27 protein-coding genes and 1 tRNA gene are annotated in these 26,843 nt (G+C 66.0%); 8 read left to right on the top strand and 20 right to left on the bottom strand.

Annotated elements, in window-relative coordinates:
* The first annotated feature begins 161 nt into the window (after positions 1-161).
* A complete protein-coding gene (gene typA, locus LQG66_RS22385; protein WP_231317841.1) occupies positions 162-1,988 on the top strand; it encodes a translational GTPase TypA in 1,827 nt (608 codons plus the stop codon).
* A 126-nt stretch (positions 1,989-2,114) separates the two neighbouring features.
* Positions 2,115-3,359, top strand: a complete 1,245-nt coding sequence (locus LQG66_RS22380; RefSeq protein WP_231317840.1) for a flavin monoamine oxidase family protein — start codon at positions 2,115-2,117, stop codon at positions 3,357-3,359.
* Positions 3,360-3,451: 92 nt separating this feature from the next.
* On the opposite strand, the gene LQG66_RS22375 is transcribed toward LQG66_RS22380, so the two are convergent.
* The 6 genes from LQG66_RS22375 to LQG66_RS22350 form a co-directional block, all read right to left on the bottom strand.
* A complete protein-coding gene (locus LQG66_RS22375) occupies positions 3,452-4,336 on the bottom strand; it encodes a LysR family transcriptional regulator (protein WP_231317839.1) in 885 nt (294 codons plus the stop codon).
* 7 nt (positions 4,337-4,343) lie between these two features.
* Positions 4,344-5,414: a YeiH family protein gene (locus tag LQG66_RS22370; protein WP_231317838.1), complete on the bottom strand. Its 1,071-nt coding sequence runs from the start codon at positions 5,412-5,414 to the stop codon at positions 4,344-4,346.
* Positions 5,415-5,550: 136 nt separating this feature from the next.
* Positions 5,551-5,961, bottom strand: a complete 411-nt coding sequence (locus LQG66_RS22365; RefSeq protein ID WP_231317837.1) for a thiol-disulfide oxidoreductase DCC family protein — start codon at positions 5,959-5,961, stop codon at positions 5,551-5,553.
* Entirely contained in the window at positions 5,961-7,289 is a 1,329-nt protein-coding gene (locus LQG66_RS22360; protein WP_231317836.1) for an SDR family oxidoreductase, read from the bottom strand. Before LQG66_RS22360 ends, LQG66_RS22365 begins: the two co-directional genes overlap by 1 nt.
* A 10-nt stretch (positions 7,290-7,299) precedes the next feature.
* A complete protein-coding gene (locus tag LQG66_RS22355; protein ID WP_231317835.1) occupies positions 7,300-7,767 on the bottom strand; it encodes a DUF2269 family protein in 468 nt (155 codons plus the stop codon).
* Between the two features lie 6 nt (positions 7,768-7,773).
* Positions 7,774-8,682, bottom strand: coding sequence for an alpha/beta hydrolase family protein (locus LQG66_RS22350; protein ID WP_231317834.1), 909 nt, complete (start codon positions 8,680-8,682; stop codon positions 7,774-7,776).
* Positions 8,683-8,922: 240 nt separating this feature from the next.
* Here LQG66_RS22350 and LQG66_RS22345 point away from each other — a divergent pair, with 240 nt between their 5' ends.
* Positions 8,923-9,432 carry a GNAT family N-acetyltransferase gene (locus LQG66_RS22345; RefSeq protein ID WP_006611902.1) on the top strand — a complete coding sequence of 170 codons (510 nt, stop codon included), beginning with the start codon at positions 8,923-8,925 and terminating at the stop codon, positions 9,430-9,432.
* 143 nt (positions 9,433-9,575) lie between these two features.
* Complete coding sequence (ppa, locus tag LQG66_RS22340) at positions 9,576-10,112, top strand: inorganic diphosphatase (protein WP_231317833.1); 537 nt, start codon at positions 9,576-9,578, stop codon at positions 10,110-10,112.
* Positions 10,113-10,233: 121 nt separating this feature from the next.
* On the opposite strand, the gene folD is transcribed toward ppa, so the two are convergent.
* The 3 genes from folD to LQG66_RS22325 form a co-directional block, all read right to left on the bottom strand.
* Complete coding sequence (gene folD, locus LQG66_RS22335) at positions 10,234-11,118, bottom strand: bifunctional methylenetetrahydrofolate dehydrogenase/methenyltetrahydrofolate cyclohydrolase FolD (RefSeq protein ID WP_231317832.1); 885 nt, start codon at positions 11,116-11,118, stop codon at positions 10,234-10,236.
* Between the two features lie 143 nt (positions 11,119-11,261).
* Complete coding sequence (locus LQG66_RS22330; RefSeq protein ID WP_231317831.1) at positions 11,262-11,591, bottom strand: DUF167 domain-containing protein; 330 nt, start codon at positions 11,589-11,591, stop codon at positions 11,262-11,264.
* Between the two features lie 20 nt (positions 11,592-11,611).
* A complete protein-coding gene (locus LQG66_RS22325) occupies positions 11,612-11,902 on the bottom strand; it encodes a YggT family protein (protein ID WP_231317830.1) in 291 nt (96 codons plus the stop codon).
* 206 nt (positions 11,903-12,108) lie between these two features.
* On the opposite strand from LQG66_RS22325, the gene LQG66_RS22320 reads away from it, so the two are divergent.
* Positions 12,109-12,184 (top strand) — tRNA-Ala (locus tag LQG66_RS22320).
* A 152-nt stretch (positions 12,185-12,336) separates the two neighbouring features.
* Here the strand turns inward: LQG66_RS22320 and LQG66_RS22315 are convergent.
* The 6 genes from LQG66_RS22315 to LQG66_RS22290 form a co-directional block, all read right to left on the bottom strand.
* Positions 12,337-13,146: a glutamine amidotransferase gene (locus tag LQG66_RS22315; protein ID WP_231317829.1), complete on the bottom strand. Its 810-nt coding sequence runs from the start codon at positions 13,144-13,146 to the stop codon at positions 12,337-12,339.
* A gap of 80 nt (positions 13,147-13,226) precedes the next feature.
* The gene (locus tag LQG66_RS22310; RefSeq protein WP_231317828.1) at positions 13,227-14,006 is read right to left on the bottom strand and encodes an SDR family NAD(P)-dependent oxidoreductase; all 780 of its coding nucleotides are present in this window, start codon (positions 14,004-14,006) and stop codon (positions 13,227-13,229) included.
* Between the two features lie 202 nt (positions 14,007-14,208).
* The gene (locus tag LQG66_RS22305; protein ID WP_231317827.1) at positions 14,209-14,676 is read right to left on the bottom strand and encodes a tellurite resistance TerB family protein; all 468 of its coding nucleotides are present in this window, start codon (positions 14,674-14,676) and stop codon (positions 14,209-14,211) included.
* 180 nt (positions 14,677-14,856) lie between these two features.
* Positions 14,857-16,266 (bottom strand): adenylate/guanylate cyclase domain-containing protein, encoded by a 1,410-nt coding sequence (locus LQG66_RS22300; RefSeq protein ID WP_231317826.1) that lies wholly within the window; start codon positions 16,264-16,266, stop codon positions 14,857-14,859.
* 53 nt (positions 16,267-16,319) lie between these two features.
* Complete coding sequence (locus tag LQG66_RS22295; RefSeq protein ID WP_231317825.1) at positions 16,320-17,702, bottom strand: cytochrome P450; 1,383 nt, start codon at positions 17,700-17,702, stop codon at positions 16,320-16,322.
* 222 nt (positions 17,703-17,924) lie between these two features.
* Positions 17,925-19,298 carry a hydrolase gene (locus tag LQG66_RS22290; protein ID WP_231317824.1) on the bottom strand — a complete coding sequence of 458 codons (1,374 nt, stop codon included), beginning with the start codon at positions 19,296-19,298 and terminating at the stop codon, positions 17,925-17,927.
* Positions 19,299-19,472: 174 nt separating this feature from the next.
* Between LQG66_RS22290 and LQG66_RS22285 the strand changes: the two genes are divergently transcribed.
* Complete coding sequence (locus LQG66_RS22285; RefSeq protein ID WP_231317823.1) at positions 19,473-21,155, top strand: MFS transporter; 1,683 nt, start codon at positions 19,473-19,475, stop codon at positions 21,153-21,155.
* Positions 21,156-21,217: 62 nt separating this feature from the next.
* Here the strand turns inward: LQG66_RS22285 and LQG66_RS22280 are convergent, their stop codons facing one another.
* Both LQG66_RS22280 and LQG66_RS22275 read right to left on the bottom strand, forming a co-directional pair.
* On the bottom strand, positions 21,218-21,433 hold the full coding sequence (locus LQG66_RS22280) for a cysteine rich repeat-containing protein (protein ID WP_231317822.1): 216 nt from the start codon (positions 21,431-21,433) through the stop codon (positions 21,218-21,220).
* 116 nt (positions 21,434-21,549) lie between these two features.
* Positions 21,550-21,837 (bottom strand): hypothetical protein, encoded by a 288-nt coding sequence (locus LQG66_RS22275; protein WP_231317821.1) that lies wholly within the window; start codon positions 21,835-21,837, stop codon positions 21,550-21,552.
* Between the two features lie 321 nt (positions 21,838-22,158).
* On the opposite strand from LQG66_RS22275, the gene LQG66_RS22270 reads away from it, so the two are divergent.
* A complete protein-coding gene (locus LQG66_RS22270) occupies positions 22,159-23,202 on the top strand; it encodes a polysaccharide deacetylase family protein (RefSeq protein WP_231317820.1) in 1,044 nt (347 codons plus the stop codon).
* Positions 23,203-23,366: 164 nt separating this feature from the next.
* On the opposite strand, the gene LQG66_RS22265 is transcribed toward LQG66_RS22270, so the two are convergent.
* Both LQG66_RS22265 and LQG66_RS22260 read right to left on the bottom strand, forming a co-directional pair.
* Positions 23,367-23,726, bottom strand: a complete 360-nt coding sequence (locus tag LQG66_RS22265) for a hypothetical protein (RefSeq protein ID WP_231317819.1) — start codon at positions 23,724-23,726, stop codon at positions 23,367-23,369.
* 144 nt (positions 23,727-23,870) lie between these two features.
* A complete protein-coding gene (locus LQG66_RS22260; protein ID WP_231317818.1) occupies positions 23,871-24,293 on the bottom strand; it encodes a hypothetical protein in 423 nt (140 codons plus the stop codon).
* A gap of 429 nt (positions 24,294-24,722) precedes the next feature.
* Here LQG66_RS22260 and LQG66_RS22255 point away from each other — a divergent pair, with 429 nt between their 5' ends.
* A complete protein-coding gene (locus tag LQG66_RS22255) occupies positions 24,723-25,301 on the top strand; it encodes a hypothetical protein (protein WP_231317817.1) in 579 nt (192 codons plus the stop codon).
* A 37-nt stretch (positions 25,302-25,338) separates the two neighbouring features.
* Here the strand turns inward: LQG66_RS22255 and LQG66_RS22250 are convergent, their stop codons facing one another.
* A complete protein-coding gene (locus tag LQG66_RS22250) occupies positions 25,339-26,742 on the bottom strand; it encodes a GSCFA domain-containing protein (protein WP_231317816.1) in 1,404 nt (467 codons plus the stop codon).
* Between the last annotated feature and the right edge of the window lie 101 nt (positions 26,743-26,843).

Here is a 26,843-nt window from a genome sequence, read left to right as displayed (position 1 = left end):
TCCATTGGCCGGGTTTCCTATTTGGGGCTGCCGGCCCCTGCCGCCGAACGAGTTTCGCGAGCGCGCGTCGCAAAGCTAACAGCTTGATTCGATTATCATAAAGCGCGCGCCCCGCCGGGGACAGAGCACGGGCTCTTGAGAAAGCTTAGAAGACACCGACCATGAACCTCCGTAACATCGCCATCATCGCCCACGTCGACCACGGCAAGACCACCCTGGTCGACAAGTTGCTGCAGCAGTCCGGTACCTATCGCGAAAACCAGCGTCAGGTTGAGCGCGCGATGGATTCCAACGATCTGGAACGCGAGCGCGGCATCACCATTCTGGCCAAGTGCACCTCGGTGCAGTGGAAAGACACCCAGATCAACATCGTCGACACCCCCGGCCACGCCGATTTCGGCGGCGAGGTCGAGCGCATCCTGTCGATGGTCGACGGCGTCATCGTGCTGGTCGACGCGGCCGAAGGCCCGATGCCGCAGACCAAATTCGTGGTCGGCAAGGCGCTCAAGCTCGGCTTGAAGCCGATCGTCGCCATCAACAAGGTCGATCGGCCCGACGCGCGCGTCACCGAAGTCGTGAACGAAGTGTTCGACCTGTTCGCTGCACTCGACGCCACCGACGAGCAGCTCGATTTTCCGATCCTCTACGGGTCGGGCAAGAACGGCTGGATGGCGACCTCGCCCGACGCCTCCCACGAGGACGGCATGCAGCCGTTGTTCGATCTCGTCATCAAGCATGTGGCGCCGCCGGTGGTCGAGGACGGCCCGTTCCGGCTGCTCGGCACCATTCTCGAAGCCAACCCCTATCTCGGCCGCATCATCACCGGGCGCATCGCGTCCGGCACCGTGAAGCCGAACCAGGCCGTGAAGGTGCTGTCGCGTGACGGCAAGCTGGTGGAGACCGGCCGCATCAGCAAGATCCTGGCGTTCCGCGGGCTCGAGCGTCAGCCGGTCGACATCGCGGAAGCCGGCGACATCGTCGCTATCGCCGGGCTGCCCAAGGGCACCGTGGCCGACACCTTCTGCGACCCCTCGGTCGAGACGCCGATCCAGGCCCAGCCGATCGATCCGCCGACGGTGTCGATGTCGTTCATCGTCAACAACTCGCCGCTGGCCGGTACCGAAGGCGACAAGGTCACCAGCCGCCTGATCCGCGACCGCCTGTTGCGCGAGGCCGAAGGCAACGTTGCGCTCCGCGTGGTCGAGTCCCAGGACAAGGACGCGATGGAAGTGTCCGGCCGCGGCGAATTGCAGCTCGCGATCCTGATCGAGACCATGCGTCGCGAAGGTTTCGAACTGTCGGTGTCGCGCCCCCGCGTCGTGTTCCAGAAGGACGAGGCCACCGGCCAGATCCTGGAGCCGATCGAGGAGGTCGTGATCGACGTCGACGAGGAGCATTCCGGCGTCGTGGTGCAGAAGATGAGCGAGCGCAAGGCCGAGCTGATCGAGATGCGCCCGTCCGGCGGCAATCGTCTGCGGCTGGTGTTCTACTCGCCGACTCGCGGCCTGATCGGCTATCAGGGCGAGCTGATGACCGACACCAAGGGCACGGCGATCATGAACCGCCTGTTCCACAACTACCTGCCCTACAAGGGCCAGATCCAGGGCCGCCGCAACGGCGTCCTGATCTCGAACGACCAGGGCGAGGCGGTGGCCTACGCCATGTTCAAGCTGGAAGACCGCGGCCCGATGATGATCGAGCCCGGCTGGAAGGTCTACAAGGGCATGATCGTCGGCGAGCACACCCGCGACAATGATCTCGAGATCAACGTCCTCAAGGGCAAGCAGCTCACCAACATCCGCACGACCTCGAAGGACGAGGCCGTTCGCCTGACCCCGCCGATCCGGATGACGCTGGAAAAGGCGCTGGCCTATATCGAGGACGACGAGCTGGTGGAGATCACGCCGAAGTCGATCCGCCTGCGTAAGAAGCACCTCGATCCGAACGAGCGCAAGCGCGCGGAAAAGCAGAAGGAAGCGGTGGCGTAGTTTCCGTCCTCAGCTCTCAATCTCGTCATGGCCGGGCTTGTCCCGGCCATCCACGTTTTGGGGCTTGCGCGAACGATGTGGATGCCCGGCACAAGGCCGGGCATGACGACGGAGCTGGATGAGCCAATGTCTTTCCCATCCTCCATCGACATTGCCATCATCGGGGCCGGCGCGGCCGGCCTCGGCGCGGCGCATGCGCTGCAGGACAAGGGTGTCTCCTTCATCGTGCTGGAGGCGCGCGACCGCATCGGCGGCCGTGCCCACACCATCATGGCCTCGCCTGATGTCACGTTCGACCTCGGCTGCGGCTGGCTGCATTCGGCCGACCGCAACTCCTTCGTCGCCATCGCCGAGCAGCTTTCCTTCGCCATCGACAAGAGCCGGCCGCCGTGGCGCGACCAGGCCTATGACGCGGCGTTCCCGAAGCCCGAGCGCGAGGATTTCATCCGCGCGCTGGACGCGTTCTTCACCCGCACGGCGAAGGCCGCAGAGAGCGGCCGCGATGCGCCGGCCAGCGATTATCTCGAGCCCGGCAATCGCTGGAACGGCATGATCGATGCGATCTGCAGCTATCTCAACGGCTGCGAGCTCGACCAGATGTCGCTGCTCGACTTCGAGGCCTATGAGGACACCGAGCTGAACTGGCGCGTCCGTAGCGGCTACGGCACTCTGGTCGCCGCCTACGGTGCGGGCCTGCCGGTCGCCTTGAACTGCAGCGTGACGCTGATCGATCACAGCGACAAGCGCATCCGTATCATGACCTCGCAGGGTACGCTGACCGCCGACAAGGTCATCGTCACCGTGCCGACCAACCTGATCGCCGATGAAGCGATCCGTTTCGTCCCGGCGCTCCCCGGCAAGCTCGAAGCCGCCGCCGGCCTGCCGCTCGGGCTCGACAACAAGGTGACGTTGGGACTCGACGGCTGGGAACACCTGCCCAAGGATTCCGGTATGCGCGGCCGGAGCAGCAGCGCGCGGGTCGGCAGCTTTCAACTGCGCCCGTTCGGCCAGCCCTGCATCGAGGGCTTTTACGGCGGCAGCTTCGCGCGCGAGATCGAGGCGGCAGGCGACGGTGCGCTGGCCGCGCAGGCGATCGACGATGTCGTCGCTCTGCTCGGCAGCGATATCCGCAAGAGCCTCAAGCCGCTCGCCGAGTCACGCTGGGGCGCCGATCCCTTCGCGCGCGGCGCCTATTCGCACGCGTTGCCGGGCCATGCCGACAAGCGCGCGGTGCTTGCCGCGCCCGTCGATGATCGCCTGTTCTTCGCCGGCGAGGCGACACCGTTGGATTTCTTCTCGACCGCGCATGGTGCGCGCGACAGCGGTGAACGGGCGGCGAGGGAAGCACTGTCTTTGTCGGTTAAGCGCTAGTCTATCCACCGTCATTGCGAGCGCAGCGAAGCAATCCAGACTGTCGCCGCAGTGGGATTCTGGATCGCTGCGCTCGCGATGACGAGCCCCAATCAACCGGTTTCCCCAACCATCCGCAAGAACTCCCGCGCCGCCTGGGTCTGGTGATGCTCCCGATGGCGCAGGCTGTAGAAATGTCGCTTGGGCAGGGTGACATCGGCGATCGCCAGCAAGCCGGCCTTCACGGCGCGCATGACGACGAGGCGCGACAGCACCGTGACACCCGCGCCGGCTTCGACCGCGCCGCGCACGGCCTCGTTCGACGGCAGGTCGAACGCCACAACGAGTTCTCCGGGATCGATGCCGAGCTGGTCGAGCGCGGCTTCGAACATCGCGCGCGTCCCGGAGCCCTGCTCGCGCAGCACCCAGCGTGCCGATTTCAGATCATCGGCCGTGACCGTTGATGCGCGGCACAGCGGATGACCGGGCGGCCCGGCCAGCACCAGCTCATCGTCCGCCACCGGCTGCGCGGCGAGCACGGGATCATCGACATGGCCCTCGACGAAGCCGAGGTCGGCCGAGCCCTCCCGCACGTCAGCCGCCACCTGCTCGGTGTTGCCGATCGACAATGACAGCGTGATGGCCGGATGCGCGGCGTTGAAGCGGTGAATGAAGGCGGGCAGCCAGTATCCGGCGATGGTCTGGCTCGCGGCCAGCGCCAGCTGCCCGCGCTGCAAGCCGGCGAGATCGTTCAGCACGGTCTCGGCGCTGGCAACGCGCGCGAGAATGCTCCTGGCCTCGACGAGGAAGGCCTTGCCGGCCGCCGTGAGCACGATGCGGCGGCCGACCCGATCGAACAGCTTGGTCTGGTAACGCGCTTCGAGCGCAGCCACGGCCGCCGACGTGGCCGACTGGGTCAGGTTGAGCGCGCGCGCCGCCTGCGTGACATGCTCGCGGGTCGCGACCGCAACGAAGATCCTGAGCTGCTCGAGCGTCACATGCGTCCTATGTCGTCAGCTTCACCAGCGCCAGGCTGAAGCCCGCGATGAACAGGAAGGCTGCCAGGCCGAGCGCCAGCGGCCGCAGGCCCTTGGCCTTGAGCTTGGCAAAATCCGTCTCCAGCCCCATTGCCGCCAGCGCCATCGACAGCAGGAACGTGGTCGCGGTCACGATCACGGTCTTCGCCTCGGCCGGCACGGTGATGATGCTGTTGACGCCGACCAGCGCGATGAAGCCGAACACGAACCAGGGCAGCGGCGGCTGAGCGCTGGCCGAGCCGTGACCGCCATGGCGCGCACGGCGTGTCGCGAGCACGCCAAGCGAAAGGACGACCGGTGCCAGCAGCATCACGCGCGCCAGCTTGGCGATGGTGCCGAACTCGCCCGCCTGCTGTCCATCCTGGAACGCAGCTGCGATCACTTGCGCGATCTCGTGGATCGAGGCGCCGCTCCACAGGCCGAAAGCATGGGCGTCGAGATGCAGCAGGGCAGGGAGCATCGGATAGGCGAACATCGCGATCGAGCCGAACACGGTGACGCAGGCCACCGCATAGGCGACGTCCTCGTCATGCGCGCGCGTAACCGTGTTGGTCGCGATGACGGCGGACGCGCCGCAGATCGAGGTGCCTGCCGCGATCAGCTCGGCGAGCTTGCGGTCGACGCCGAGCAGCCGTCCCATCCACACCGTGAACAGGAAGGTGCCGGTCAGACTCAGCGCGATCACGGCAAGTCCGCGGGCGCCGACCTCGACGATCTGGGACGCCGTCAGCTGCAGGCCGAGCAGGATGATTGCGACCCGCAGCAGGCGGCGCATCGAGAACGTGACACCGGGCTTGGCGCGCGCGGGCGTGCCGACGACGTTATGAAACGCCATGCCCGCGACGATGGCCACGATCATCGGGCTGAACATGCCGAGCCCCGGCAGCTGGCGCAGGCCGAAGGCGCCGGCCGCAATCGCCGCCGACAGCGCCAGTCCCGGCAGCAGCGTCGATATGACGGACTGCGCCGGAGCAGCGCCACGTCCATGAGACAGCGAAACGGGCGCATCAGCAACGAAGTCATGCGAGGAGGCCGCCATGAAAAACTCTCCCAAACCAACGGTTTGGAGGAGAATTTCATGCTATGATCAATCGATCCAACGAATTATACTGGATGTTATGTTCGGTTCAATCGATTAATTGCGGACTTGGCGGTTTGCCGGGGCTGGGTCGAGATCACTCCTCGAGCACCCGTTTCCGCAACTCGGCATCGGGTATGAAACAGGATTCGTATTTGCCGAAAATCCGGTAGCGGTTGCGCGCGACCACGCTATAGACTGCGTCCCGCAGCGGCTTCGGTACGCTGAACAGCGCCCGCGTCCAGCCCCAGCCGGAGAGGTTCGACAGCACGGTCAGCGCGGCGTCGGATTTCAGGTGCGCCTTGCCGCCATGCACGACCGCATTGGTGTCGGGCTCGTGGGGATCGATGCCGAACGCCTGCGCCAGCCTGACGCCGTAGGGCGACTGGATCGGCGTGAAGCGGAAGCGCCTGGCGGCATCGCGCGCGATCACGAACTGGATCCAGCGTGAGCAGAACACGCAGACGCCGTCATAGAGGATCACGTCATCGTCGGGCCAGTTCGTCATCATCGATTGTCCAGGGTGAGCAGTGCGACCAGCATCAGCACGATCGCTGGTCCCGTTTTGACCAGCGCGCCGAGCGGCTCGAGCCAGAGGTCGGGAGTGAACAGCGCGCAGCCGATCATGTAGCCGAGCGAGACGAACATGCCCGCGGCGAGGCCGAAGGCCGCGGTCCTGCGGAACGCGATCAGCACGCCGATCGAGATGTCCATCATGCTGGTGATTGCTGCGAACGGAACGGCAAAGCTCTCCGGCCAGCCGCGCGTGGTCAGGATCGCCGTCGTGGCTGGAAAGGAGATCAACAACGCGATGGCGCCGGAGGCAATCCAGAACAGCGCGAGGCTTGCGATGATCAGCGCCTTGATCAGGAACAGCCGCGCAAACCATTTGTCCTGGATGGCAGCGCCATGCGCGCCGACGGCTGCCGCCAACGTCGTTGGCGTGATGCCCGTCAACGCGATCCAAGGCGTCGGATCGCCGCTGACGCCGCGTCTAAGCTCGGCAATTGCAGTCGTGCGCATCGGTGGCAGCCAGCCGAGCCGGTTCGACAGGTCGCCGGCGAGAGCTCCGAGATTGATGAGCGGCACGGGCACCGCGATGCGCGGCCCATCCGCAGTGCCGAGCGAACGGCGAAACGCGCCGATGACATCGCCCAGTGTCACCGGCTGCGGCTGCATCAAGTCCCAGCTCACCGCACGTGTGGCTTCGTCGTCGATCGGACGCGTGGCGAGCCAGGCGATGGTCGCCGCGATGTCTCCCACCGCCACCGGCTGGAACGGCGTTGCCGCATCCTTTGCCGGCAGATCGAATGGGAGCGCCGCGAGCGCCCGCACCATGGCGCTGCCGCCATAGGCCGATGGTGCGATCACGAAGCCCGGGCGCAGGATCGCGGAGGCGATGCCCGACGATGCAATCAGCCGTTCGGCTGCGCGCTTGGTGGTGGCGAAAGCCGTGCGGTCTTCATCGGCCGTTCCGGGAATCGAGAGGTGGATGAGACGAACGCTGTGTCCGCAGGTCGCGATGGCTTCGAGCAGCCGCGCGACGAAATCGCGATGCACCGAATTGGTGTCGCTGCCGGGGCCATCCTGCAGCACGCCGAGGCAGTTGACGACGACGTCGATCTCGTGCGTGCGGATCAGCTGCGCCAGCGCTGCGATGTCCAGCACCATGATCGGCAGCTCAATATCGAGCGCAGACACACGCTGCGAGCCGGAGAACGCGCGGGCCACGCCGACGGTCGCAAAGCCGCGCCGTCGCAGATCATCCGTAACGTAGCGGCCGATCAGGCCGGAGGCGCCGAGCACGAGGATTCGGGGGCTCGCAGCAGCGGTCATGCGCGCCTCATCAGAACGGCTTCGCGATCATCAGCCAGAGAATGGCCATGACCGCGCCGAAGCCGGGAATGCCGCACAGGAGCCAGCGGCGGAACACGGTGAAATAGCGCAGCGGCAGCGGCTGTGCCTTGGCCTCCGCGGCGCGCGCGAGATCGCGCAGCTCGATCTGCATGAAGATGACGGGCACCCAGAATAGGCCGGCAAGCGCATAGAGGACGAGCGAGGTGAGGATCCAGCCTTCGGTCAGCGCTGTCGACGACAGCATCATCAACATGCCGCCGGTCACCGGCTGCAGCAGCACCGCCGACAGCGTGAACAGCATGTCCGCGATCACGACCACCTGCGCCGTGCGCGCGATGAACGCGGCCTCGCCGCTCAGATGCGCCATCAGCATGAAGAATGCGATCCCCGTCCCAGTGCCGAGAATGACGATGGCGCCGAGCACGTGCAGATATTTGACCAGGAAATATAGCGTCATCGTGGCCTACTCATCCGGCGCCAGGCGGGTCGATCGCGGCGCGAGCGGTACGGTAAGGGCGTGCGCCAGCGCATCGGAAGCGAGCGCCACGCCGGCGTCGCGCTCGATGAGCCAATGACCTTCGTCGCCTGACGAAGGCAGCACGCTGAAGTTCGCGCGTCCGCCAGCCCAAGTGAACGCATCGGCCAGCTGTCGCGAGAACGCCGGTGGGAAATAGCTGTCATTGGCGGCGACCAGCCAGGTGACGCGCACCCGCGCGCTGCGTCCGAAGGCGCTGATGGCGTCGCGCAGACGGGCTTCTGCGCAGACGCGTCCCGGCACGTCGTCGGCGTGGCCGCCGCGGCCGGGGGCAAACACGATGATCGCCGAGACGAACTGCGGCGGCTGGTCGGTGAGCGCCAGCGCCCCCCAGCCGCCGGCCGAATGTCCGATGACGACGGCACCATGTCTGGCGATGAACCGCTGCTCGCGCATGAAGGCGAGCGCGCGAGAGATCTGCGCGGCGGTCGCGCGTCCTGCGGTCTCGTAGTTCGCATCAGCACAGCCACCCTGGTCTTCGACATAAGGCCCGCCGGTGCGCCCATGCCCAAGCCGCTCCGGGACCAGCACCGCATAGCCGCGCGCGACCAGCTGGCTCGCCAGCGCAGCATAGGCCGGCTGCGGCATCTGCGCTCGCCGCAGCGCATTCTGCGTAGAGGCATGTGCGATCAGTGCGAGTGGAAATGGTCCATCACCGGCCGGCCGATATAACAGCGCATGCGCAGGGATTCCCCGCTCGGTGGACGGCACCAGCCACGCCTGACGTCGCGCTGGGCCGCCCTCGGAGGAGGTCGGGCCGAACGGCTGCGCCCCTGCGTCGGCGCATGACAGGACGACGAACGCGAGCAACCAGGAGACGCAGCGAAGCAGCACCATTCAGCCGGGCGTGAAGATGTTGAGCTCACGCCACACTAGCCGACGCTGCGGCCCGGCAGCTGCAGTTTTTCGGCCGCGGCGTGAACGTGCGGTGACAGGACACCGTCGTCGCCCGAGAATGTTGCGAAATTGTCCCTTTTCGGCACAGCTTTCCGCCGCGGTGATGCCGAAAGTCCACAGGTTAACCGATCTTTAACGTGGCACCTTGAAGGCGCGCCGCCGACTTGCTTTGATCTGGTCATGAGCACAACCCTTATCGAAGTCCGTCCGGCCAAGGCTGCAGATGCGGCGGCGGTGGCGTCAGCCCATGATGAAGCCTGGCGTTCCGCCTATCAGGGGATCATCCCTGGCGCGGAGCTTGAGAAGCTGATCAATCGGCGCGGCCCGCAATGGTGGGACAGCGCGATCCGCAAAGGCAGCCGCGTCAGCGTGCTGGTGTTCAACGACAAGGTCGCAGGCTATGCGAATTACGGCCGCAACCGCGCCCGCAGCCTGCATTTCGACGGCGAAGTCTACGAGCTTTATCTGCGACCGGAATTTCAGGGGCTGGGGTTCGGTCGCCGGCTCTTTCAGTCAGCCAAGCGCGACCTCGCGCAAAGCGGCCTGAAGAGCATGGTGGTGTGGGCGTTGTCCGACAACGATCCCGCCACCGAGTTTTACCGCGCTTTGGGTGGCCGTATGGTCGCGCGGTCGTCGGAGCGATTCGGACCGAAGTCGCTCGACAAGGTCGCCTTCGCCTGGACCAATTAAGCTTGAGCGCCACCGGCGAATTGAACTGAAGGCCGGGGATCGAGGTAGCTGTTGCGCGGTCGCGATTTTTTTGCGACTGCGAATGACAGCGCTCATTCTCGCGAGCGTCCGACCCGCAACGTTCAAGTTCTACGGAGCCCTCCATGCGCATCGACGCAATCCCGATTGGGAAAGATCCGCCGCGCGACGTCAACGTCGTCATCGAAGTGCCGGTGGGCGGCGAGCCGATCAAGTACGAGCTGGACAAGGAAGCCGGCACGCTGATCGTCGACCGCTTCCTCTATACGGCGATGCGCTATCCCGGCAATTACGGCTTCATCCCGCACACGTTGTCCAATGACGGCGATCCCTGCGACGTGCTGGTCGCCAACACCCGCGCGATCGTGCCCGGCGCGGTCATGAGCGTGCGCCCGGTCGGCGTGCTGATCATGGAGGACGAGGCCGGCGGCGACGAGAAGATCATCGCGGTGCCGTCGTCGAAGCTGACCCAGCGCTATGACAAGGTGCGCAGCTACAGCGACCTGCCCGAGATCACGCTGCAGCAGATCCAGCACTTCTTCGAGCACTACAAGGATCTCGAGCCCGGCAAATGGGTCAAGGTGCTGCGCTGGGGCAATGCCGACGACGCCCACCAGCTGATCACCGAGGGCATCGCGCGCGCCAAGGCGGCGAAGAAGTGACCTTGTGAGCGTTGAGTTCAACGCTCACAAGGTCATTCCGGGGCGGCTCGCAGAGCCGAACCCGGAATCTCGAGATTCCGGGTTCAGCCGCTACGCGGCTGCCCCGGAATGACTGCGACGACTACACCGCCGGCTTAGGCAGTCCGGCGATCGCGCAGGCGGCGCGCAGCGTGTTCACCAAGAGGCACGCCACGGTCATCTGGCCGACGCCGCCCGGCACCGGCGTGATCGCGCCGGCCACTTCCGCCACTTCAGCATAGGCGACGTCGCCGACCAGCTTCGTCTTGCCCTCCGCCGTCGGGATGCGATTGATGCCGACGTCGATCACGGTCGCGCCGGGCTTGATCCAGTCGCGCTTGACCATCTCGGGACGGCCGACGGCGGCATAGACGAGATCCGCGCGCGCGGTGAGCGCCGCAAGGTCGCGCGAGCGCGAATGCGCGATCGTCACCGTCGCGTTCTCGTTCAGCAGCAGCTGCACCAGCGGACGGCCGACCAGGTTGGAGCGGCCGATCACGATCGCATTGAAGCCTTCCAGCGAGGCATGCACCGTCTTGCTCAGGATGATGCAGCCGAGCGGGGTGCAGGGCGCCAGTGCAGGCAGGCCACCGGCGAGCCGTCCGGCATTGTGTGGATGCAGGCCGTCGACGTCCTTGGCCGGATCGATCGCGTTGACGACAGTCTCGGTGACGAGCCCCTTCGGCAGCGGCAGCTGCACCAGGATGCCATGCACCGTGGGGTCAGCGTTGAGCTTGGCAATCAGCGCCAGCAGTTCGTCCTGCGAGACATCAGCGGGCAGCTTGTGCTCGAACGAGGCCATGCCGGCGGCCTGCGTCTGGGTGTGCTTGCTGCGGACATAGACCTCGGAGGCCGGGTCGTTGCCGACCAGCACGACAGCGAGGCCGGGGGTCAGGCCGTGATCACGCTTGACCCGCTCGACCTCGCGCGCGACCTGGGCGCGCAGGTCGGCTGCGATGATTTTTCCGTCGATGATGCGTGCGGTCATGGTCAGGCTCCCCTGTGCCGTCGTTCACTCGTGTCTTGATCGGGCAAGACGCTTGCCGCGCGCTCTCACCCTCCAGGGGAGGGTGAGGACCGCTGTTGGAGCAACCGATCCGCTGCCTCGCTGCTGCCTTGCGTCTGCTCTGTCTATTTCCCGGTCGGCTTATGGGCTGCAGAGAGGTCGCGCAAGGCCTGATCGAGCTTTGAAGGATCGCCGGAGATCGCGACCTGTTTCAGCCGCGAGGTCATGCCCGAGGTGATTCGCACCGACGCCTTGGTCACGCCGATGGCCTTGGCCAGGAGCTCGGTCACGGCCCGATTCGCCTCGCCGCCGTCGGCGATGGCGCGCACCCGCACCTTGAGCACACTGCGGCCGTCGGACAGCGTCTCGACGCCGTCGATCGCGTCGCGGCCGCCGCGCGGCGTCACCCGCAGCGCGACGGTGAGGCCGCCAGCGGCTGCGCGCCAGGGATCCATGGCGACAGCGGCCGAAGCGGTCAGAAAACGAACGGGTAGATGTAGTAGGTGATCACCCGCTGGATCAGCATGATGATCAGGATCAGCACGATCGGCGAGATGTCGAGGCCGCCGAGATTCGGCAGCATGCGGCGGATCGGCGCCAGCACCGGCTCGGTGATTCGGTAGAGGAAATCGGCCACCGCGGCGACGAACTGGTTGCGCGTGTTGACGACGTTGAAGGCGATCAGCCAGGACAGAATCGCCGAGGCGATCAGCAGCCAGACATAGAGGTCGAGGATGATGAGAACGATGTCGAGAACGGCACGCATGCGGGTCCACTCGGGGGCTCGGTCGCGAATTCGACCAGGGTTAAGCGGTAGATATCGGTTCCCCCCGGCGCAAACAAGGGAAGCCGCCCGTCAAGGCTAACGCGGGATGTGACCGTTCTTGACTTGACCTCGGCACCGACTGTAAATGGCGCCCGATCTGCCGGCCGCCTTCCCAAACGCGCGGCCATTTCTAGCAGTCGTGATTCGGGGCCATAGCTCAGCTGGGAGAGCGCGTCGTTCGCAATGACGAGGTCGGCGGTTCGATCCCGCCTGGCTCCACCACGCTTCGCCCTTTGGGCTACGCGTGGCGCAGCCACGTAGTGCCCAAAGGGCGAAGCGTGGTGCCCGGCGTAGCCTCTTGGCGAAGCCGGGCTCGATCCGAAGATCCCCAATCAATCGACTGACCAATAAATCGACCGAGGATGACGCCGGTCCTATTCCGCCGCCTCCGACATCCTCGTCACCGGCTCGCGCTTCAGCCACCCATCCAGGAAGTGCATCAGCCAAGCCCGCTCGGCCGCATCGTGTACGGCGCGGCCTTCGAAATGGTGATGCCGCGATCGGGCGCCGGGCGTGTCCATCCGGGCGTGGCCGCGCGTGGTCCAGCGGCACATCATCGCGTAGGTCACGTCAGGGTGAAATTGCAGGCCTGTGGCGTTCTCATATTGATAGGCCTGGACCGGGAAGTCGCCGCCCTCGGCGAGCAGCTCGGCGCCATCAGGCAGGTCGAAGCCCTCGCGGTGCCAGTGATAGACGTGATCGGGCCAATGCGGGCACAGCTTGCGTCCCGCGCGGGTCGGGCGGATCGGATAATAGCCGATCTCGGCGCGTCCCTGCGGATGCGGCGCGACGCGCGCGCCGAGCTGGATCGCCAGCATCTGCGCGCCGAGGCAGATGCCGAGAAACGGCCGCTGCTCGCGTAGCGGCACCTCGATCCAGTCGATCTCGCGCCGGACGAATGCATCCGGATCATTAGCGCTCATCGGACCGCCGAAAATAACGGCACCGGAATGCTCATCGAGTGTCTGTGGCAGGGGATCGCCGAAGCGTGGTCGGCGGATGTCGAGCCGGTAGCCGCGGGCACGCAGCGCGTTGCCGACCCGGCCGGGGCTCGAGCTTTCCTGATGCAGGATGACGAGAACCGGCCGACCCGGCGCGGGTGCCGGAGACGGGCTTGAAAACAGCGGCCGAACGTCCGACTGGGCGGTCCCGATCGGCTGTCGCGAAGGGTTTTGCCTGAGCATCACCTGACGATCATAGCTAAGCGAAGGTTAACGGTGCGTGAGCGAGCGCACCTTGCAAAGCAAGCGTCGGGCCAGTGTCGTCAGTTGCGTCTCAGCTGCAGCCGTCCGACCGCGTCGAGGATGAAGCCGCGCGGGAACCAGCGCAGCATGAACGGCACGATCTTGATGCCGAGCCCGGGCAGCACGACGCGTTTGTCGGCCATCAGGCCACGATAGCCGGCTTCGGCAACGGCCTTTGGCGGCACGTTGAGGATCACCGAATCGACACCCGGCTTGAAGCCGGCGCGGTCCTGGAATTCCGACGGCACCGGCCCCGGGCAAAGCACGGTGACCCGGACGCCGTGGGGCGCCAGCTCCTTGCGCAGCGCCTCGGTGAACGAGATCACGTAGGCCTTGGAAGCGTAGTACACGGCCATGCCCGGTCCCGGCAGGAAGCCGGCCACCGATCCGAGATTGAGGATGCCGCCCTTGTTCCGGATCAGCTGATCGGCGAAGCGCAGCGACAGCTCGGTCAGGGCCCGCACGTTGACGGCGATCATGTCGAGCTGCTCGGCGCGGTCGAGCTGCACCGCCTTGCCGAAGAGGCCGAAACCGGCATTGTTGACGAGGAATTCGAGCTCCACGCCGGCAGCCGATAAAGCGGCCTCGATGGTCTGGCCGGCATCCGGGGCGGTGAGATCGCAGGGAATCACGATGGGCGCCGGGCCGCCCTTGGCGGCAATCTCCTGCGCCAGCGCAGCGAGCCGGTCTTCGCGCCGGGCGGTCAGCGCCAAGCGGTGTCCGTTCGCGGCGAACACACGCGCCAATTCGGTGCCGATCCCGGCCGAGGCACCCGTTACGAGCGTGACACGTTCACCCACGATTGTGCTCTTTGATCACATTCCGAACATCATCTGATGCGGCGGACGAGAGCATAGGCAGGCGGGAACATGCAAGCCGCCGCAAATTGCGGCAACCCGCACACCAGCGGTAATAGTCTCGGATTCACATAGGTTTAGATGAACAATGCCGACCCACGGCAAAATTAAAGTTTGTTCATCTCCGGTTCCCGCGCGGGAACGCTCAGGCCGGCTGACCGGACCGGCGCGCCGCCACCCGATGCTTCAGATCGATGCGGTCGCGGGTCGAGATGCCGAGCAGCTCGGAGGCGCGCCAGACCACGTTGTCCTCGAATTCGGTGACCTTGCCGTCGGCATAGACCAGCTCCCACATCATCTCGACGAGACGCAGGCGCCCGGCTTCATCCAGCTCGCGCATGATGACGCTGGTGAACCGGTACAGATCGACGGCGTCACCCTCCACCAGCATGGCCTGGGCGATCAGCCGGTCGGCGCTGCCGGGATCGAGCCCGAAGCGCAGCTCGATCAGACCGTGCAGCTTGCGCCGTTCGAGGTCGGTCGGCTCGCCGTCCAGCGAGGTCACGTGGATCAGCAGCGCGGTCGCGGCCAGCTGATAGCCGTTGTCGTCGAAGACCGGCGTCTGTTGCGGCGAAACTACGTCGGCGATGAATTGGCGCAGTCCTTCGAGCATGGGGTCCTTCGTGCTCTTCGAGGTCGCTGCCGACCGTGGACCGGCCTGCATCGTTGGATATGCGTGCGACGGCCACCTTCGGCAATCCGCCGCGACATTCGGGCCGCATGACATTTCGGTAAGTCTCTGGTCGGTAAGTCTCTCGACGGGCATGCCACCGCTTCCGACGAGCGGCCCGGCTCACGGGATCTCATACACCATCATCTTGTCGGCGATGCCGCGCAGCGCCGCGTGCTTCTGGATCGGCGTGATCCGCGCCGTCCGCAGGATGTCGGCCACCCCCGGGCTGTCGATGACCGGCGCGGTGAGATGGATCTCCTGCGCCGTCGACAGGCTCTGCACGCGGGCGGCGATGTTGACGGTCTGGCCGAAATAGTCCTGGCGGTCGTTCAGCATCACCGCGAGACACGGCCCTTCGTGGATGCCGATCTTGACCACGAGATCCTCGGTTCCGCGCTCGGTATTGAGCCGCTGCATCGCCGCGCGCATGCGCAGGCCCGCGGACAGCGCATGCTCGGGCTGGATGAAGGTCGCCATCACGGCGTCGCCGATGGTCTTCACCACCGCACCCTTTTCGGCATTGATGATCTCGAGCAGCGCGCGGAAATGCGCGCGCACCAGATCGAACGCGGCGAGATCGCCCACCCGTTCGTACAGCGCGGTCGAGCTCTTGAGGTCGGTGAACAGGAAAGTCAGCGAGGTGATCTTCAGCCGCTGGTCGATGTTGAGATTGTCGGCCTTGAACACGTCGCGGAAGGTCTGGTTGGACAGCATCCGCTTGGCGGTGAGGAACGGCTTGCGCCTTCCGATCAGGTGATGCAGCGCGTCCGCCGCCACCATGATCGTCGGCAGCGTGCGCACCTTGGCCTTGTTGTCGAGTGTGAGCTGCAGCGGCCCCGGGCGCAGCACCGTGGTCTCCACCGTGGACCGCGCGCCGTCATACTTGATGGCGAGCTGCTGCGCCTCGTCGGTCGGCTCGCCCTGCACGTCGATGAAATGGGCCTTGTGGGTCACCGGCTCGAACACGATGATGAACTGCGGCGGCAGGGTCAGCGACACGGTCGTATGATCGCCGGCGGCGAGCTCGCGCGTGTCGAGCACGACCTCGGTCGACAGCGCGGCCATCGATGCCTCGTCGAATTCGACGCCGGAGCTCCAGAACACCTGCTTGAAATAGTCCCACACGCCAAGCGAATGCGGATCGTGGGCCGCGATCCGCCTGACACGCGGGCTCACCGTGAAGGCGGCCTCGACCTGCTGGTCGACGGTCGCCTCATAGCCGCAGGCGCAGAGCCCGCATTGATATTCGTCCGACCGCAGCGATTTCAGCGTGCCGTGCGCATCGAGCACGCCGCCGCAGCCGGGGCAGAGCACGTTCCAGGTCAGGTCGAACAGGCCGACGCGCGACGCATGGATGAAGCCGGAAATCACCCGCTCCTCGTCGAGCCTGGTCCGGCTGGCGAAATCGAGCAGGTTGATCCGGTTGAGCTCGTGATCGGCGCCGTCGGCGATCAGCTTTGCGATCGCATCCGTGACCGGCGGATCGGCAGCCTCGCTGAGGGCAGAAAACTGCACGGCCGTGGCGTTCATGGACATTCCGGTCAAAAGAAAAAACTATACAGCACCTTACCAGATCACGCCGCTCAACGCGGCGTGATCCTGAACAGAGGCGATCGGTCGGGCTGGGTCGTCACCACTCCCACCGGCATGACCGGCGCGCGATCGACGAGCTCGATCCGGAAGGCGTCGACCAGCCGGGCCAGTGCCAGCACGGCCTCGACCAGGGCGAAATGGGCGCCGATGCAGACCCGGGCGCCGGCGCCGAATGGCAGGTAGGCGAAGCGCTCCGGCGGTGGCGCGCCGGGCATGAAGCGATCGGGCATGAAGGCGTTGGGCGTTTGCCACAGCCTTTCGTGCCGGTGCAACAGCCAGGGCGAGATCAGCACGACGTCGCCGCGGTTCACCTGGAACTCTGCGATGCGGTCCGGCCCGGTCGCGGCGCGCGCGATCAGGAAGGCCGGCGGATAGAGCCTCAGCGTTTCGTCGATGACGGCGCGCGTGAACGGCAGCCCGTCGGGATCGCTCAGGTCCGTCGCGGCGCGAACCTCCTGCGCGAGCTGCTCCTGATTGGCCGGATCGAGCGCAAGCAGATAGAGCGCCCAGAACAGCGCCGTCGCGGTGGTCTCATGGCCGGCGAGGATCATGGTCGCGACCTCGTCGGCGAGTTGCGCATCGGTGAACGCCGCGCCGGTCTCGGGATCCCGCGCCGCGCCCATCAGGTCGAACAGGTCGCGCGGCGGCGCATCCTCGCGCTTGCCGGCCGCGCGGCGCTCGGCCATCAGCATGGCGATGAAATCGGTCCAGCGCTTGCGGAACCGTCGGCGCGCGAAATCGCGCGGCGTCGGCCAGGACAAGGGCAGCACGATGTCGAGCAGATGCGGGCTGGCCAGCCGCGCGCCATACTCGTAGACGAAATCGCGCAGGGTGGCGCCGTGGCGGCCCATCTCGAACGAGAACATGGTGCGGCCGGCGATGTCGAGCGTCATGCGCTGCATGATCTCGCGCAGATCGAGCGGCTGCCCGCACTGCTGCTGCAGCTGGACGACGGTCTCGTCGGTCACCGCAACCATATGCGGGATCATGCCGGACACGGCGCGCGGCGTGAAGGCCGGCGCCAAGGTGCGGCGCTGATGCTTCCACGCCTTGCCCTCGGCGATCAGCAGGCCGTCGCCGAGCACCGGACGCAGCACGCGGATGGCGCCGACGGTGCGGGCGTAGTTCTCCCAATTGTCGACCAGCACATGCTTGATGGTATCAGGCGTGTTGAGGATGTAGCTGGAGCTGCCGAAGAAGCGACCGCGAATGATCTCGTCCTCATAGGCGCGCTGGCTCCAGGTCGCGATCGCATTCTCGCCCATCATCAACACGCGACGGAACGCGCCCATGCTGTCGGGCGCGCGCGGCGGCGTCGGAGGAATCAGGGGCGATCGGACTTGAGGCAGATAGTGGACTTCTGCGGTGGTCATTCACGGCCTCACGATGCTGTCACGGGCGGAAACGGTCGATCGGCATCGTCAGCGCGGCGTCTCACAAGCGCGCCGCTGGAGCACGAGGCCGGCAGTCGCGGAACAACCGGTCGGGTCGGTCGTTTCGCGCCGGAGGCAATTGAGCGGCCTCGCCCGCAACGTGCGGAAGAGAGCGCGATCCCGCGCTCTTCCTGGCTGTCATGTGTCATCGTACTCCGGTAACTAATTAGTCAGCTCGATCATCGCAATCCTGCTTTCCGATGCTGGCCAAAGACGGGCGGCGATGCGTTCCTCATTGAACAGACCGATGACGGTGCGCCCCATCTCGCCCGCCGGCAGCCGCAATGTCGTTGCCGCATCGGTCGGTACTCCCTTCTGGATGTCGGTGGGCTCCTTGCCGTCGAGCAGCACGATGTCGCGCGGCAGCCCGAAATAGCCGCGCGGCCGCAACATGATGATGATCGCACCGGCACCTGCGTCCGCCTGGCCGAGCGGCCGCGCGGCGCGCAGATGCACGACCTCCGACGAGCGCGGGAACGGCGAGCGGTAGATATGCGTGACCGGCGCGCCCGGCGAGGTCAGCACGATCTCGAGATAGGACGCCGGATCGACCTCGGCCGGACCCCAGCGTCCGTCGGCACCGGTCTGCCCGCGATACACCGGCTCGCCATTGCGTGCGCCGGTCTCGGCGGAGACGCGATAGATCTCCACGCTCGCACCGGCGACGGGGCGATTGGTCGGCGCGCCGCCCGGCGTTCCCGTCACCAGGCCGCTGATGCGCACCTGCTGCTCAGGCTGGATTGCGATCTGCGTCGGCTCGTGGCCGGCGATGAATTTGTAGATCTCGCGGAATGCGCGCGGATGGAACGCGACCTCGCGATGGTCGAGCGCGCCGAGCACGAGGTTGGTGGCGCCCTTCAGGGCGGGCCCTTCTGCGGTAATCCCGCTCGGCACACCCGGCTTGCCGATCAGGCGGCCGTCGGCCTGCGCATATTTGTCGAAGCCGTCGCTGCGCAGCGTGAGGAAGGCGGTCCCTTCGGTGACCTCGCTGTCGCCGGCATTCAGCCCGCGCAGGAACGGGCCGCGACCGTTGAACTCGCTGCCTGGACTGTCGTCCCAGTCGAACACGCCGTGATTGGGGGTGCCACACAGCACCGCGTGGCTGACATCCGTGCCGCCGCCGTTCTTGATCACATTGCGGATCGCATAGCCGCCGCGCGAGCTGCCGACCAGCGCGACGCGCGCAGCGCCGGTCCGTTCCTTCAGCGTCTTGATCGCCTCGGAGAGCTCGCGGCGCTGGTCGTCGGTCGATGAGCGGTTCGGCTGCGCCACGGCGTCGTCGTTGCGGGCGAGCGGATCGGTGAAATTCAGAGCGGCGAGCCGCGACCGTGGCATGCCGTTGGATTCCATCCGCCACAGCGTGGTCATCCAGAGCGCCGCGTGGTCGCCATTGCCGTGCACGAACAGGATGGGAGGAATTTCGCCCGCCGATGCGGTCGCCGCCGCCGTTTGCGCTGCGACAGGTAAGGTCAGACCGCTCGTGAGCAGGGGCAGGGTTCCCATGCCCTGCAGAATGTTGCGGCGCGTCAGCTTCATCGGCGGTCTCCCCTTGGTCTCGTTCATTTTGTGTTCGTTGGCCGCAGTCCAGATCCCGAGATCGAGCACTGGACAGCGGCAGACATTCGCAGGCATCACATAGGTCCGGGCGGAATCAAGCGATAGTTCAAGGCGGCATAGCTCGATGCGATCTGGCGACGTGGACGGACCTGCATGAATGCGCCGCAAAAACGTGAGCTGTTCGCGGCCGAGGGCATTGCCGCGCCGCTGCGACACGCGGTGTTCCGCCGCATCTGGCTGGCGAGCCTGTTGTCCAATTTCGGACTCCTGATCCAGGCGGTCGGCGCCGCCTGGGCGATGACGCAGATGACGTCGTCGGCCGACAAGGTGGCGCTGGTGCAGACCGCGCTGATGCTGCCGGTGATGTTCATCTCGATGCCGGCCGGAGCCATCGCCGACATGTACGACCGGCGCATCGTTGCGCTGGTCGCGCTCGTCGTTGCCTTGGGCGGTGCCACGACCCTGACGGCGCTGGCGTGGTTCGGGCTCGTCACCCCGGAGCGTCTGTTGGCGCTGTGCTTCGTGATCGGCAGCGGCATGGCGCTGATGGGCCCGGCCTGGCAATCCTCGGTCAGCGAGCAGGTGCCGCCGGAAACACTGCCGGCCGCAGTCGCCTTGAACGGCATCAGCTACAACATCGCGCGCAGCTTCGGCCCGGCGATCGGCGGCGTCGTCGTTGCTGCCGCTGGTGCGGTCGCGGCATTCGCCGCCAATGCGCTGCTGTATCTGCCGCTGCTGGCGGCGCTGTTCCTGTGGCGGCGCGTGGTCGAGCCCAGCCGCCTGCCGCGCGAGCCGCTCAACCGCGCCATCGTCTCGGGCGTCCGCTACATCATCCATTCGCCGTCGATCCGGATCGTGCTGATCCGCACGCTCGTCACCGGCATCATCGGCGGCTCGATCTCGGCGCTGATGCCGCTCGTCGCACGCGACCTGTTGCATGGCGGCGCGCAGACCTACGGCATCATGCTCGGTGCGTTCGGCATGGGCGCCGTGGTCGGCGCGCTCAACATCGGCGAGATCAGGAAGCGGCTGTCCGGCGAGGCCGCGATCCGCGCCTGCGCGCTCACCTTGGGCGCCGCGACGGCGGCGGTGGCGCTGAGCACCGAGCCGGTGTTGACCGCGGCCGCGCTGGTCGTGGCCGGTGCGGTGTGGATGCTCGCGGTCGCGCTATTCAACATTGGCGTGCAGCTGTCGGCGCCGCGCTGGGTGGGTGGCCGCGCGCTCGCCGCCTTCCAGGCCGCGATTTCCGGCGGCATTGCGATCGGCAGCTGGGGCTGGGGCCGTCTCACCGACGCCGCCGGCGTCGAGGTCGCCCTGCTCGTCTCGGGCGCCTTGATGATGGCCTCGCCCCTGCTCGGCCTGTGGCTGCGGATGCCGCCGGTCGGCGCCCGCAACGAGGACGGCGAGACGCTGGCCGATCCGGAGGTGCAGCTCGAGCTGACGCCACGCTCAGGTCCGCTGGTGGTCGAGATCGAGTACCGCGTCACTGAGGACCGCGCCCGCGCCTTCCATGATCTGATGCAGGAGGTGCAGCTCAGCCGCCAGCGCAACGGCGCCTATGGCTGGTCGATCGCCCGCGACATCGCCGATCCCGAACTCTGGACCGAGCGCTATCACTGTCCGACCTGGATCGACTATCTGCGCCAGCGCAACCGCTCGACGCGCGCCGAGCGCGAGCTGCACCAGCGAGCGATCGATTTCCACATCGGCTCGGATCCGGTGCGCATCCGCCGCATGCTGGAGCGGCCATTCGGCTCGGTCCGCGCCAAGGATGACATCGATCGGACCGCGGAGCAGGCGCCGGCCGTTGCGACCGGCACCCGCAGCGGGCCTTAGGCCGGCAAATTCAGTTCGCCTCGAACCGGCTGCTTGCTTCCCCGAACGGGGCGGGACTGCTCTTACTGGCCGTGCTCGGTCAGCACCTTCTCGCAGGCCTTGGACAGCTTGGCGCGATGCTCCTTGAGGCAGGCCAGTACCGCTTGGTCGCCGTTACCCATCACGGCTCGGCAATGCCGTGACACGTCGCGCGCACAGGCATCCTGGCCGGGCTGCTGCTGGGCTGACGCCGCCGACGCCATCAGGACCAAAGGAATGACCACCAAGATTCTGCTCATGACCGGCGCCTCGCTCCCAGCATTGAAGGTTTGGCGGCGCTTTTAGGCGTCACAACCGGCCGTCGCAAGCGCCTCGGTCGCAGCCGCGACGCGCAGCAGGGAGCTGGAAGCGCGTCTCAATTGGCGTCGCCGGCCGCGGCGACCTTGCCGCTCCGCCCGGAGACCTCGCGGTCGAGCACGGCCCGGCAGCCGGAGCTCAGCGAGGAGCGGTTCTTGATCATGCAGGCCGTGACCGCCGGGATGTTGGGGATCTCGCTGCTGCAGAGACGGAACGCGTCTCCGGTGCACATCTGCTGCGCCTCGGCGCTGAACGCGAAGCTGGCGCTCGAGGTGAAGGTCGAGACGGCGGCGACGCTGACGGCCGTCAGAACGGCCTTGCGCAGGAGAGGGAAGGACTTCGTCATGGCTCGCTCCCATCGGCGCCGCATCATCGCGGGGCCCGGTGTTTCAATGCGCCCATCATGGCCTGATCGCTTTCCAGCAACCGTGATGCGGGTCACGCCAGATCGCGTTCCCGCGCCTTGCGGGCAGAGCCGTGTGGGCGCGGCGACATGTCGCTCCGGTGAAATCCCGATTTTGCGCGTGCATCATCCTGGAAATCTTGGCCGATCCTGGCCGTGTTGGCACCGCGTTAAGGATTCGTTGGCACTAATGGAAGCTAATTGAAGGGGGCGGACAGTGTTGCGTCCGCCGTCGGGTGTCTCGCGTTTTCGGGAAGAGTAACCATGCGTAATGCGTTAGGCTTGCTGTTGGCCACCGTCGTCGCGGCGCTGGCGATCACCGGTGTGTGGTACTATGTGTCGAAGCCCAACGCCGCCAAGGCCGCGGCGCAGATCGCGGCGGCCCGGTCGTCCGAGCCGGCAGCTGCGCCCGCCAACAGGTTGGCGACCAAGAGCACCGCCAAGGACGACGTCGAGTATACCGGCACCGTCACGGCCAAGCCGACAATGCCGCCTCCGGCGCCGACGCCGAAATCGACCTGCGCCAATCCGGATGCGCTCGGCATCTCCCGCACCGTCGTGGTCGACACCACCGGCGGCCCCGGCTTCGGCCTCGACCATTTCAAGCAGTTCGACTTCCTCGCCGACCGCGAGGTGGTGTTGACGTTCGACGACGGCCCGTGGCCGGGCAACACGCCGGCCGTGCTGAAGGCGCTGGCCGACGAATGCACCACCGGCATCTTCTTCTCGATCGGCAAGCACGCGACCTATCATCCGGAGATTCTGCGCCAGGTGCTGGCGGCAGGGCACGTCGTCGGCGTGCACACCTGGTCGCACGCCAATCTCAACGGCAAGAAGATGACCGATCAGTCGGCGAAAGAGGAGCTCGAGAAGGGCTTCAGCGCGGTCAAGTTCGCGCTCGGCACCAACCCGGCGCCGTTCTTCCGCTTCCCGCAGCTGCAGCACCGCCCGTCCGCCGTCGCCTATCTCGGCGAGCGCAACGTCGCGATGTTCTCCTGCGACGTCGACAGCTTCGACTTCCGCTCCAAGGATGCCGATCAGGTCGTCAACACGGTGATGACCGGGCTCGACAAGAAGGGCAAGGGCATCATCCTGATGCACGACTTCCAGAAGAATACGGCGCTGGCGCTGCCGACCCTGCTGCGGCGGCTCAAGGCCGGCGGCTACAAGGTCGTTGCAATGAAGCCGAAGGGCACGCTCGATACGCTGCCGGAATATGACGCGATGATCGGGCAGGACCCGAAGCTGCCGACGACCATGACCAATGCGCGGCCGATCTCCAGCGTGATCCAGACCATCTCGCAGTGATGCCCCGCTCGACGGTTCTCACGCGAAAGGCCGGGCGCTTGCCCGGCCTTTCATTTGATCGCCGCAATCGACCGTCCCACCGCAGCCAACGTATGGACGTTGGCAGCCGATGTGGATGCGCCGGCCGCCTCGCAAGGCGCGCTTGGGTCGCTTCGGTCTTCCGGCTATTTACAGGTCGGCTCGACCGTCCACGACCACACCACGGTCGAGCGCGCGGAAGGAATGAGCGCGCGCGACATTCCGACATCCTGGCTACCTCGTTTGGGCGCCCTGCCGTCGACGCACAACCACCAGAACGGTGAGCCGAGCGCCCCGTTGGTCACCAAGGGCGTGCCCTCGGCAATGACCAGCGCATTTCCAAGGCCTGGATACCAGGCCGTGACATACTTGATCCCCGCACGCTGCATCGCCTGCTCGACGGTGATGCCCGGCCGCCATTTGGCCGGATGGCTCACCGGCGGCTGGCCGGGGATGTTGAAGGTCAGCGCAACACTTTGCGCCGCGGCGCCGATGGTTGACGCCACGAGGACCACGCTTGCAAGCAGAGCAGATCTAAAAATCATGTTTCCCCCGGACACGGCTGCAGCAATGGCCGGAGACTACCTCAGGTTGAAGGCCTGTCAACTGCACTCCATGTCGGGTGAGCCTGCCCGCCCGCAACCGTCCGTTCACCAATAGATGCCGTGGCGATGCAGCTCGCGAACGATGCGCGCTTCGGTCCAGCTCTTGCTCCTGGGCTTCGCGGCGCGTGCTGATCTCGAGGATCTCGACGTCGTCTGTAGCGCGCGGGTGGGCTCGGCCGCCGGCGTTGCGGCGGACTGCGGTGCCGACGTCGTGACGGCCGGAGGTGTCGATGTCGCTGCCATCGGCGCGGCGGGCGCAACGGGCGGAAGAGCGGGCTGGGCCGGCGCTGCAACCGCCGGCGCCGGGGCCGGCGTGATCGTGACCTCGCCGGCCTGCTGGACATAGACCGGCCGTGGCGCCGGTGCGGCGGCGTCACCCGGTGAGAGTGACAGGCTGCGTGTCCCCTCGGCCTGTGCGGCCGTGGCGGACGCGAGCACCATGGCTCCGATCAGGATCATCTTGCGCATCGTGAAAGCTCCCCTCGTTGACTGACGGGAAGCTAGGCGCCGGTGCGCCGTTCGGATGTGATGCCTGTCACGCTTCGAGGTGCAAGCGTGAATTGAGTCATGCGGTCCGGCACGCGGTGTCCGCACCAGACACCATTTTTTTCAGAACCTTTTGGCGCTCGCAGCGACTTCCCTGCAGGGCGAAGAGAGCTCGGGGCGAGCCCGCGGACATCAGAACAGTGAACGATTGCAGAACGCACGTCAGGGTCGCGCTGCAATTCCGTTCGTTCGAGTTTGCTACCACATTACCGTCACGCAGCGGTGTTCCATATTTCGGGGACGACCCCAAGCGAGGCATCACCGTATGCATACGTCCTTTTCGTTGGTGCTGTTCATAAAACTCGCCCAATCCGATAGGGGAAACGCTCGATTCGGGAGAAGGGTGGGCGCATGCGCCGGGTGATCATTGCGGTGTTACTGTCGGCCGTCACGTTGCTCGCCAGCAACGGACAGGGGCGAACGCAGGGCGGCGAGGATGGGGTCGAAGAGATCTATGTCGCGCGGAGCCTGCGCCATGGCCGTGTGGTGCCGTCCGATTTTTGCGCGCCGACCAAGACGGGCTTCGCGCCGGCGCTGGAGGATCTGCTCTCGATCCATTCCGTCAGCGTGCGTGCGGCGGACGGCCGCATGACCGATACCAACGACAAGAGCATCGGCGAGATGCGGGTCTGCATCGGCCAGGCCATGGATCCCACCGTGCTCGGCACTTACACCGAAGGCCAGTTCAACGGCATCGCGTTCACCGGCGTCGGGGATTGCCGGATGGTGCGCGGCAATCTGCCGGAGGAAGGCCTCCTCACCCACCGCTGCTTCCTGGCGCTGTCGGGCTTGCCGGAGCCTTATGTCGGCGGCTTCCTGATCTCCAGCTCGCTCTATTCGAAGACGCCGTTCGGCGCCGAGAGCTCGCCGCCGGGCTATGCCCAGGCCGGCATCCTGATTATCAGGCTCTGGAAGAAGCGGATGCCCTGAGGCAGCCGTTCCGAATGGCCCCGTGTCGATCGCGCGGTCAGGCCGGCGAGAAGGTCTGGACGAAGGCGCGCACCGTGGCCGACACCTTGTCCTCCGAGACATGCCAGGCGGCGCCGTCATCGGCGGCGAAGAAGCTAGAGGCATTGGAGCCGCCCCAGCGGAACACCTCGAACGACGGCCAGTACCAGATGTCCTGAAGGTTCGAATTGTTGACGACCTCGTGGGCGACCAGCCGCATCGTGCTCTTCGACAGGCAGTCGGCCTGGACCACCGATTCATACTCGAACGAGGTGAGCAGCGGCACCGGCGAAACGGTGACGATCACCTTGATGCCGGGCGAGATGCTCCTGACGAAGTCGATCAGATAGAGCACATTGTCGACGTTCTCCTGCACGCTTGCGGTGCGGAACTTGTACTTCTCCGCCAGCGCCCTGGAGTTCAGCGCGGTCGGCCGCGGCAGCACGAAGGCGCCGGTCTCGCGATCGAAGAAGGCGGCGGCCACGCCGAGCGTCAGGATGAAGACATCGGCCTGCTTGATGATATCGAGCGTGTTCTCCTTGCTCGATCCCGGCGGCAGCAGCTCGACGATACGCTCGCGGATCTCGGGATCGATGTCAGCATCGCGCAGCCAGTCCACGAACACGCGGTTGGCGAACGTCGTGTTGATGTACTCAGAGATTTCCATGTGATGGCTGGCGTAGCCGCTGTCGGTGAGGCTCTTGGAGAGGTTGCGTGCGAAGCAGGAGCCCATCGTGAAGAAACGCGTGCTCTTGTCGAGGAATTTCGGCGCGGCGTTCAGGTTGACCGCGATGTGGCTGGTGATCAGCGTCTGCAGGTCGCCCAGGAAGTCCTTGGTCTCCGGATAGCGGCCGACCTTGGCTCGCCCCTTGGCTTCCTTGACCTTGCCCTTCTTGGCGTTCGACCGCGCGAGCTCCAGCGTCTCGCGGTTGATCGGGTTGTCGTAGGCCGGGTTGAGCTTGATCGCCTTTTCGAGCGCGGCGACCGCCTCCTCGAACTCGTTGCCCTGGGTCAGGATTTCGCTGAGCGAGAAATAGTCCGCAGCCTGGTTGGAGGCACGGGCGAGCTTGCGGAACAGCTCCATCGAGCGCGTGAACGGGCCGACATGGCTGCAGCGCACCGCCGCGCTACGAATGAGATGGAGATTGCCTTCGCTGGGATCGTCGAAGATTTCCGGATGCTCGTCGAGGATCGCGAGCATCATGTCGCGGGCCTCGGCGCGCTTCTTGTGCGAGCCGTCGTCGATCAGCTGTGCATAGATGAAGCGCGCATTGATGTCCTTGGGATCGAGCTCGAGCAGCTTCTGGAATGCGAGCTGGGCGCTGACGAAGTCCTTGTCCTCGATGTATTTGTAGGCGAGCGTCCTGATCTGGCCGACGATGGATTGGAACTGGGTGTGGTTGTCGAGGGCAGTCGTGCTCATATCGAGGTTTCGCCTTCTCTTGTTGCGCTTCGGCGCTGATCCGATTCGCCGCGGCCGTTGGCAGCCGTGCAGCGTAGACGCTGTCGCTGCCGGTCCGCGCT

It is taken from the genome of Bradyrhizobium ontarionense (assembly GCF_021088345.1).
Lineage (GTDB): Bacteria > Pseudomonadota > Alphaproteobacteria > Rhizobiales > Xanthobacteraceae > Bradyrhizobium > Bradyrhizobium ontarionense.
The sequence above is the reverse complement of the archived record's forward strand: the minus strand, read 5'-3'. Positions and strand labels throughout refer to the sequence as shown.